This is a genomic window from bacterium (genome assembly GCA_021372615.1).
GTDB lineage: Bacteria > Armatimonadota > Zipacnadia > Zipacnadales > UBA11051 > JAJFUB01.
Window position 1 is genome coordinate 1 of sequence record JAJFUB010000084.1, and the last position, 9,530, is coordinate 9,530.

The window sequence follows — 9,530 nt, forward strand, 5'->3', positions numbered from 1 at the left end:
TCGACGCGCCCGACGCGATCGCGGCCGCGCGATCGTCACTTTCCGCTTGACTTCGTTTTTTTCTCAACCATAATCTACATCCAGTATGAGCGAGGCGAGCGTAGGCTACGCCTTGTGATTGGTCGGAGCCGGATTGAGAACTCAACGGCAACTCGCCGGGAGGACAAACGGCGAAGATCACCACCCTCCCTTTTTCCAGATGGCGGACCGCCCGCCTCTGGATGAACGGTTCGGCAACCTCCCGCATCTCGATCGCCGTCTGAACCCGCGTATCGAGGCCCAGGGTCTCCAGCGCGTCCTGCAGGCACAGCGCATTGATGACCGTGGCCACCATGCCGGCGTAGTCCGCCGTAGCGCGGTCCATGCCCTGCTGCGCCGCGGGCTTGCCCCGCCAGATGTTCCCGCCGCCGATGACAATGCCCAGCTCGACGCCGCGCTCGGCGGCTTCCTGCACGTCCCGCGCGATCCGCTCCACGCTGGGCCAGTCAATCACGCCGGAACTGCCGCCGAAAGCCTCGCCGCTGAGCTTCAGCAGCACACGCTTCCAGCGGGGGGTACAGGCGCCGGGCTCCGTCCGGGAATCGCTCACTCCAGCTCCTCCCCGACCTGGAACCGGGCGAACCGGCGCACGACGACGAGCTCGCCGGTCTTGCCGGTCAGGTCCAGCAGCAGGTCGTTGATGGTCATGCTGTCATCGCGGATGTACTTCTGGTCAAGCAGGCAGTACTCCTCGTAGAACTTGCGCATGCGCCCTTCGACCATCTTCTGGGCGATGTTCTCGGGCTTGCCCTCGGTCTTGGCCTGCTCGATCAGCACCGCGCGCTCGCGCTCGAGGGCCTCGGGCGGCACTTCGTCGCGGCTGACCCAGCGCGGCCGCATGGCCGCGATCTGCATGGCCACATTGTGTGCGAACTCCCGGAACTGCTCGGTCCGGGCCGCGAAGTCGGTCTGGCAGTTGACTTCGACCATCACGCCGACCTGGTCGCCGGCATGGATGTAGCTGGTGACGATGCCCTGCTGGGTCGCCTTATCGGCCTTCTTGGTGGCCACGGCAATGCCCTTCTTGCGCAGGGCGTCCACCGCCGCCTCGAAGTTGCCGTTGCACTGCTCGAGGGCCTGCTTGCAGTCCATGAAGCCGGCGCCGGTCTTTTCCCGTAGCTTCTTCACGTCATTGGCGCCAATCGCCATGTGAATATCCTCCGTGATCTGTCGCGTGGGCGCGGACGTCTCGGACGCGCCGGAGGCGCACCCAGACGCCCGGCCCCACGCACTCATTGCCTACTCGTTGCTGTCCTCGAAGACTTCGATGAAGGCCTCTTCGGGCGACAGGGTCTCGCTGACCACTGCCGCTTCGCGGGCGATGGCGGCCTGCTCCTGGGCCACGGCCGCGTCCATCTGCTGCTCGCTGACGGCGCCCTCAACCAGGCCCTGCTGGTACATGCCACGGCCCTCGAGGACAGCGTCGGCCATCTTGCCGGAGATCAGGCGGATGGCGCGGATGGCGTCATCGTTGCCGGGGATGACATAGTCCACGACGTCGGGATCGCAGTTGGTGTCCACGATGGCGACGACCGGGATCTTGAGCTTGTTGGCCTCGGCGGCGGCGATGTGCTCGCGCTTGAGGTCCACGACGAACACGGCCTGGGGCAGATCGCGCATCAGGCGGATACCGCCCAGGTAGTTGTTGAGCTTCTCGCGCTCGCGGTCCATCATGAGCGCTTCCTTCTTCGTCAGGCGCGTCCACTCACCGCTGTTGGCGGCCATGTCCAGCTCGTCCAGGTGCTTGATCCGGCTCTGGATGGTGTTGAAGTTCGTCATCATGCCGCCCAGCCAGCGCTTGTTGACATAGGGCATGCCACAGCGCTGCGCCGCAGCCTCGATGGCCTCGGCGGCCTGCCGCTTGGTGCCGACGAACAGCAGGTTGCCGCCCTGGGCCGCCATGTCGCGCACAAACTCGTAGGACTGCTCGATCAGCTTGAGGGTCTGGTGCAGGTCAATGATGTAGATGCCGTTGCGCTCGTGGTAGATGTAGCGCTTCATCTTCGGGTTCCAGCGGCGCGTCTGGTGCCCGAAGTGGACTCCTGCCTCCAGGAGTTCCTTCATGGTGATGAGGGCCAAGGTGGCCACCTCCTTGCCCCTCCATCGGCGGCACGCATGGCCGCAGGAGGGGTCCAACGGAGCCGGGGGACGAGGGCGGTGCTACCGGTCCGCACGCGCAGCCGGGGCTGACCAATCAGCCTGTCGCTCGCTGACGAGCGCACGGCTTGCAGCGTTCCATGTCCTGCCGCGCAGGCGCGACGGCAGGCCAGCTTGTCTCCCGTGGGTGTGCGCGATCCACTGCTGCCCTCGTCCGGATCAGCGCGCGGGAGTATCAGAGTGCCGGCGACCTGCGGTCAACCGGCCCCTCAGAATAGCACAGGAAGCCGCACAGCGTCAATCACATGGCGGCGCCCCCCGGGGGGCGCCTAACCCCCGTGACCACCCCGCGCCACGCACCGACACGTGATCCGTTTGTGCTCCACGAAGACCCACTCATAGGTGCACGACCAGTTCACGATGCCCCCGCCCCAACTGGCCTTGCCCTTGTGCTCCAGGCCCCACAGCGACCCTGTCGCCGCGACGGTGTCCAGCTCCGGGCCATACTGTGTGGCGTAGGCCTCGGCCGCCACGCGCTGCGACTGCTTGTTGTCGTCAATGATGCCGGTCTCGTACTCCCATTTCTTGATGCACCGCCACTCCCCGGCAGTGGATACTGTGCCCTTGGCGCCCCGGATGGTCGGGTTGAACCACTTGACCCAGAAGTAACCGGTGTCATACCACTGCCACCACGAGGAGGCGTTGACGTGGTCCCACAGCTCGGCGGTCCACGTGTAGTTGACGCTCTCGGTGTGGATCGGGCGGGTGCTGAACTCCGCGATGGGGGCGGCCACGACGAGCAGCGTGAGATCAGCGCAGGGCACAAGCACGGCGCGTGGCGCGCCCAGTTCGGACAGGTGCGTCTGGAGCAGCGCCTGCAGGCCCTGCGTCTCGGCCGGGGTCGCGACCGTCAGGCGCGTGCCGGTGCGAGTGCTCGTGGGGGCCAGGGACACCACCGGCGCCTGCCCGACGAGCCCCAGCATCTGCTCTCGGGAGATCGTCACGGTCTGACCGGCGGTCGCCCCCTGCACAGCCTCCAGCAGGAAGTTGATGACCAACGACCAGGAAGCCGTGCCCTTCCCTACGTTCACGAACTGGTCAATCTTCGTGTCCTGGGCGGCGCTCTCGGTGCCGATGCTGCCCTTGAGGGGGGACAGCATGGTAGGGGCGCCCCGCATCAGGGGGCGCAGGTCGAGGCGATCGGCGGCCAACGCGGCTCCGCTCATGACCACGACGGCGAGGAGCACGGTGGCCATTCCCAGACAGGCTGCTCGGTTCATTGCCGCTCTCCTTCTGCATCAGCGTTGGGTCACTTATGGTATGGTTCGGCCTGACACAGGCCGATTCCTGTGTGCCTGCCGACGGGATGGACAGACCATTGGTAGTGCGGGCTTCCAGCCCGCTGCCGGCCCGCCTTCGCGGGAGGGCGGGCTGAAAGCCCGCACTGCTGGCACGACGCATGGGGCTGACTGGTGTCCCTGGCAGTTGCGCCCCCTCGCTTTGCCCGTCCTTGACGCCCCCTCGTGCCCGTCCTACAATCGTCACAGCCGTTGTTTCCCAGCCACGGAGGCCCTCCATGTTGCAGCGCCGTCTGCAGCTCCTCGCCTGTCTCACCGTTGCCGCCCTCCGCCTGTCCGCAGCCCTGGCCCAACAGCCCCCCACCCTCGACGAGATCGTGCGGCTGGCGAAGGCCGGCGAAGCCGCGGACAAGGACTTCTCGGGCGCGGTGGCCGCCGGCCTGACACTGGCGCGCTGCAGCCTGGCGGGCACCAACTGGCGCGGAGCGGACCTGCGCGGGGCGATGCTCACGGCCGTGTCGCTGCAGAAGGCCGACCTGCGGCAGGCCAACCTGCGGGGAGCCGTGCTGGAGCGGGTGGACCTGCTGAATGCCGATCTCTCGGGCGCCGACCTCAGCGGCGCGATCCTGTGTCTGACCAACCTCGAGAATGCCAATCTGACTGGCTGCCGGATGGACGGCGTCACGCTCGAGGGGACGGGCCTGTCGCTCACCGGGGCGCCCTACCTGGCGGCCCTGCACCTGGCCCTCCAGAACGCCAGCACCCAGCAGTTCAGCCGCGCCTGGGTCGCCGGGCTGTCCGGCGATGCCTTTGCCTTCTCCTACAGCACCGACCCGCAGCCGCCGACCCGCGATCAGGGGTTCTGGCCGGGGCTGCCCTTCAGCGTGAACCCGTTCCAGGCTGCGGCGGACAACCTCGGCCTGCGGATCACGTTCGCCCGCGAGACGGCCGCCGAGAAGCTGCTGCTCGACAAGCTCCAGGAGCAGTCTGTGTTCGTGCTGCCCCTCAAGCCGCCGACGGTGGATGAGCGTCTGACGCAGGGCCGGCCGCTGTGGGCCGTGCTCACCGCCCGCGAGACCCGCGAGGCCGGCATGGTCTTCGTGTTCCAGGCCCCACCCTATGGCAGCCAGGAGTTCCGGCGCGAGCAGTTGTTTGGCGACATCTGGGGCGGCCCGTGGGACACCCCCGAGCCGGCCGGCAAGATGACGCCGGCCCGGCGGCAACTGGTCGCCCTCGGCTGCGGTGTGCCCCTGCCCGCGTCCGATCAGGTCGCGAAGGCACTACGGCAGGCTGCCGCCATCATCACCGAGAAGCGCACCTACGGCCCGCTCGTACCGGGCGAGGCCGGCCTGACCCGCCTGGCTGCAGACCTGCGCGACGCCTCCACGAGTCTCGACAGCGAGGCGGCCCGGCGCCTGTTGGCCTGGCAGCGCTTCCCGCGCCACTGCCTGATCGGCTCCCTCGGCCTGGCCTGCGATTTCCTGGGGGAGGCCGCCCTGGTGCTGCCTGACGACAAGCAGCAGGCATGTCAGGAAGCCCGGCTGCTGCTGCGCTCGACGCTGACGGCGCTGGACGCGAACTGGCCGCAGCTCACCGCCCCCGGTGAGGCCCTCACGCCCGCGCAGGCCGCGGCCTTCGCCCGCGCCGCCGACATCGTGGCCGAAGTCGCCGCCGCCGAGCGCAAGGCGGCGACGCTGTTCGCCACCATCGCGCGCTGACCCACGGCGCTGCACCGTAGCTCCAGGGCGGGGGGGCTGTCGATAGCCCACCGACAGACGCATATCACACCCCCACAGGCCGTCTCCTGGTTTGACCTTCAGTTGCCGGTGCCGGTGCTGGATGCCACGGGGGCCTTCCCGTCCGCAGGACGGTCGGTGGTGCTCAGGCTGGCGGCCGTTCCGTCCGCAGGACGGTTGGCGGTGCGCAGCACCGCCCCCCAGCCGGACGCTTCAGCGTCCGGGGCGCCCGGCCCCGTTGCTCCTCCTTGCGGTCGTTCGTGCCCGCGCCGGGCCTGCGGCCAACCGTCCTGCGGACGGAAGGCACGTCTGAGGGAAAGGGGGGGCGCTCCTTCCCCGGCGTTGAAACGCCGGGCTGAGGGGCGGTGCTGCGCACCGCCGAGCGTCCTGCGGACGCCACGACTTCCGCACCGCCGCGCCTCCGCGCCCTAGGCCACCAGCCGACAATCGAGAGTCACGCCCCCCTCTCCTTGCGTCTTGTCGTGGGTCGCGCTATCATTGGTGTGCTTGCGCCGCGCCGGAGGCGGGCGCAAGCATTTGCGTTCAGTTGCCTGGCAACTGCCGGAGGAAGCACATGCCTCAGTATGACAAGCTGCAGATCTACTTCAACGGTGAGTTCGAGCCCCTGAGTGAAGCCCGACTGTCCATCTTCGACCATGGCGTCATGCTCGGCGACATGGTCTATGAGATGACGCGCACCTTCGCCCACAAGCCGTTCATGCTCGACGCCCACCTGGACCGACTCATGGCCTCCTGCCGGTTCACCGGGATCAACCCCGGCCTGTCGCGCCAGGAGGTCGAGGAGGTCTCACTAAGGCTCCTGGCCCTCAATGAGCCCTTCGTGGAGCCGGAGGTGGATCTCTTCATCCGCCACGACATCTCGCGCGGGACCATGGCCCACTACGAGCGCTGCGTACTCCCGCCGCAGAAGCCGACGGCGCCCGGACAGGCCACGGTCATCATCGCCTGCATTCCCCTGATTGAGTACCTCGGCCGCGCTGCGGCGTACTTCGACGGCGGGCTGCACGCCGTCGTCCCGCCCCAGCAGGCCATCCCGGCGCGCTACCTGGACCCCAAGTGCAAGACGCGGTCGCGGCTGCACTACCAGATGGCGAACCTGCAGGCCCGACGCCTGGACCCGGAGGCCTGGGCCGTGATGGTGGATGAGCACGGCCACATCGCCGAGGGCACCAGCTCGAACTTCCACATCGTCAAGAACGGCGCGATCTACACCTCTCAGGGGCGCAACGTCCTGCGCGGGTGCTCCCGGCAGTACGTGGCGCGGCTGGCCGATCAGCTCGGCATTCCCTGCCACGAGGCGAACATCGAGCCGTACGACGTGCTGAATGCCGACGAGGCCTTCTTCACGGCCAGCTCGTACTGCCTCTGCCCGGCGACACGATTCAACTTCCAGCCGATTGGCGACGGCCAGGTCGGTCCGGTCGTCAAGAGCCTGCTGCGGCAGTGGAGCGAGAACGTCGGGGTGGACCTGGTCGCCCAGGCGAAGCTGATGGCGGAGCAGTACTGCTAGCGCGAGACGGAGCAGTCAAGGAGGCGGCCCTGCCAGTGCCGACCGACGGCGCGCGGGCGAGGCCGCCGGCGCTACTGGGGGGCGGTTTCCTGGCAGGGGGGCCTGCGGTACAGTAGCGTCAGCAGGAACCCGAGCCCCAGGAACGCCGCTGCCAGGTACAGCGCAAACACGAAGCTGCCTGACCGGCCGTTCACCCACTCCATCAGCATCGGCCCGAGCGCGCCCCCCGCCCCCCACGCCAGCAGTATCTTCCCGTACACCTGGCCCATGCAGCGCGTGCCGAAGGTGTCGGCGGCGAAGGCCGGCATGACGGCGAAGCCGGCCCCGTAGCAGCCGAGGATGTAGCAGCAGGCGAGGGTGAAGAGGACCGGGTGGGTGAGGTGCGGGAGGAGCAGGAACACGGGGATCTGGGTCAGGAAGAGGGCCAGGAAGGTGCACTTGCGGCCGATGACATCGGAGAGAGCGGCCCAGCAGATGCGCCCCAGGCCGTTGGCGAGCGACCCCAGGAGCACAATGGTCCCGGCCACGACCGCGGACACCCGCAGTTGCTGCTGCGCCAGCGGCGAGAGGTTGCTGATGAGGGCCAGGCCCGCCGTGACGTTGATGAACAGCAGCGCCCAGAGCAGGTAGAACTGGAACATGCCCAGGGCGCGCCACAGGTCGCATTCACGCTGAGGCGGGGCATCGGTCACAGTGGTGGGGGCCGCCGGCGGGTTGTTCAGCTTCAGGGCGGCCAGGAGCATGCCGACCAGGAAGACGCCTGCCGCGAGGTAGAAGGTGTGAGCCAGGCCCAGCCGGGGGATGAGCAGCGGCGCGATCTGCCCCATGACCGCCGCCCCCAGGCCGAAGCCCATCACGGCCAGGCCGGTGATGAGGCCGCGTTTGTCGGGGAACCAGCGCACGAGCACCGCAATGGGTGTAATGTACCCCAGGCCGTTGCCGATGCCGCCGATGACCCCGTAGCCCACCCACAGCAGCCACAGGCTGTTCAACTCGTCAGCCAGCCCCGCCAGGGCCGTGCCCAGGCTGAACAGCACGGCCGCCAGCAGCGCGACGCTGCGGCTGCCGGCACGATCCACGAACCGCCCCCCGAAGGCCGCCCCTAACGAGATGCAGACGATGGCGAGGGTGAAGGTCAGCGTGGCCTGCGTGTTCGTCCAGCCATGGGCGGCGAGCAGGGGCTTCTTGAAGACACTCCAGGCGTACACCGTGCCCAGGATGATCTGCATGGCGACGCCGGCCACAGCCACGTGCCAGCGCGGCATGGCGTTCGGCTCTCCGGCCTGTCCGCAAGCGCTCGGCGCTGCCACCGTCATTGCCTCCGTCTCCGGAACGGCCCGACACGTCGGTCAGCTCTGCGGTGCGTCCTGGCCTACAGCCCCAGCACCCGGCGCAACACCGGCTCCAGCCCCCGGGCCATGCTGGTGAAGCCGATGTCATTGGGGTGACTCAGATCCACCAGGCCGTCGCGGTCGTCCGGGCCCAGCAGGTCGAACCCCTCCACCAGCGTCAGGCGCGCATCGCCGGCGGCCTGCCGGGCGCCCACGACCTGCCGGATGACCTCACGCATCTGGCCGAAGCGCTCGTTGTGCTGCACCAGCTCGGTCTGCGACCAGATCGGGGTGATGCAGATGATCGGCGTGTCGGGATGCTGACGGCGGATGACGTCGAGGAAGGGGTCGTAGCGCGACTGGAACTCCTCGATCGTGGGGCAGTTCTGGGCCCAGTCCATGACGTAGCAACTGGCCTCGATCTCGGCCACGGCCTCGGCCAGCGCGGGCTCGCCGCGCCCGGCGCCGCTGAAGCCCAGGTTCACGAAGTCGAGGTTCAGCGCCCGGCTGACGATGGCCTGGTAGGCCATGCCGGCACGGGTGGCGCACCCGCCCTGCGTGATGGAGGAGCCATAGTAGACGACCGGCTTGTCGAGCGCGAACGGGCGCGGCGGCTCCAGCGTCGCCTCGTCATCCACCCCCAGAGCCATGATCTCCGCCGGCGCATACAGGCCGAGGTACAGGCAGTACTCCCGCCGCTTGCGCTCCATGCCGGTGAAGAAGGCTTCGCAGAAGTCCATCGCGTTCGTGGCGGGGAAGAGCGGGCGCCAGTACTCGCCGTCCACCCACAGGTCTATCCCCGCCTGCCCGGACCGGGGCATGTTGTTCATGTAGCCCAGCCCGTTGAAGCGAGCGCGGATCGCCAGGGCGGTGGTGTCGCTGATGAAGCGCAGGCGCGCGCCGCTGGTGTGCTGGGCCAGGCCCCACACGCTTGGCGGCACGGCGGTCCGCAGGCGCAGCGGCAGCCGCGCCAGGATGCCGTCCTCACGCCAGAAGGGGAGGCCGTTGACAGCGATCGGAGCGGAAGGGAAGGGAAGCCAGTTCATGCGGTGCCGCCTGTGCGATTGGTCGTGGTGGAGTAGCCGCGCCGGTACGCCCGACACCCCTGTCGGGCGTAGCGACATTCCCGGGCCCGCACGGCGGGCCTCCAGATGGCAGAAGGTCGGTGGGGCCCGCCGCACACGTGAGACCACGTGTGGTCTCGGCGGCACCCACCGACTCGTCGTTCCCGATGCCCGATTCCCGATTCCCGGATCCCGGACCCCGGTCCCCGGCCGTCAGTCTATGTTCGCCTTCATCCACGCCAGGCACTTGCGGTAGCCGACGCCGTCGCCTTCGGGGCCCTCGTACTCGGCGACCCACGGACCGGCGTAGCCGGCGCCCTTGGCGCACTCAACGGCCAGCTTGAGGTTGATCTCGCCCTCGCCCAGTGCCGCGCCGCGATAGGTCTCCCGCCAGCCGGTGCCGTCCTTCATGTGGGTATGGAGGACGAAGGGGG

9 protein-coding genes are annotated in these 9,530 nt (G+C 68.5%); 2 read left to right on the plus strand and 7 right to left on the minus strand.

All coding sequences use genetic code 11. The features are described from left to right. From LLH23_12010 to LLH23_12025, 4 genes are all read right to left on the minus strand, one after another. Nucleotides 1-589, minus strand: a 589-nt coding sequence (locus tag LLH23_12010; protein ID MCE5239199.1) for a hypothetical protein, incomplete at its 3' end; no start/stop codon positions are given. Continuing rightward, nucleotides 586-1,188: a translation elongation factor Ts gene (gene tsf, locus LLH23_12015; protein MCE5239200.1), complete on the minus strand. Its 603-nt coding sequence runs from the start codon at nt 1,186-1,188 to the stop codon at nt 586-588. The genes tsf and LLH23_12010, both read right to left, overlap by 4 nt. Before the next feature lie 90 nt (nt 1,189-1,278). Next, nucleotides 1,279-2,118, minus strand: coding sequence for a 30S ribosomal protein S2 (gene rpsB / locus LLH23_12020; GenBank protein MCE5239201.1), 840 nt, complete (start codon nt 2,116-2,118; stop codon nt 1,279-1,281). 347 nt (nt 2,119-2,465) lie between these two features. Then, nucleotides 2,466-3,416 carry a hypothetical protein gene (locus LLH23_12025; protein MCE5239202.1) on the minus strand — a complete coding sequence of 317 codons (951 nt, stop codon included), beginning with the start codon at nt 3,414-3,416 and terminating at the stop codon, nt 2,466-2,468. A 296-nt stretch (nt 3,417-3,712) separates the two neighbouring features. Here LLH23_12025 and LLH23_12030 point away from each other — a divergent pair, with 296 nt between their 5' ends. After that, entirely contained in the window at nt 3,713-5,152 is a 1,440-nt protein-coding gene (locus tag LLH23_12030; protein MCE5239203.1) for a pentapeptide repeat-containing protein, read from the plus strand. A gap of 592 nt (nt 5,153-5,744) precedes the next feature. Next, nucleotides 5,745-6,701: an aminotransferase class IV gene (locus LLH23_12035; protein ID MCE5239204.1), complete on the plus strand. Its 957-nt coding sequence runs from the start codon at nt 5,745-5,747 to the stop codon at nt 6,699-6,701. A 71-nt stretch (nt 6,702-6,772) separates the two neighbouring features. Here LLH23_12035 and LLH23_12040 read toward each other — a convergent pair whose 3' ends face one another. The 3 genes from LLH23_12040 to LLH23_12050 form a co-directional block, all read right to left on the minus strand. Further along, nucleotides 6,773-7,966 (minus strand): OFA family MFS transporter, encoded by a 1,194-nt coding sequence (locus LLH23_12040; protein MCE5239205.1) that lies wholly within the window; start codon nt 7,964-7,966, stop codon nt 6,773-6,775. 107 nt (nt 7,967-8,073) lie between these two features. Further along, nucleotides 8,074-9,078, minus strand: coding sequence for an SGNH/GDSL hydrolase family protein (locus LLH23_12045; protein MCE5239206.1), 1,005 nt, complete (start codon nt 9,076-9,078; stop codon nt 8,074-8,076). Between the two features lie 231 nt (nt 9,079-9,309). Then, a partial coding sequence (locus LLH23_12050; GenBank protein ID MCE5239207.1) for a hypothetical protein occupies nt 9,310-9,530 on the minus strand: 221 nt, incomplete at its 5' end.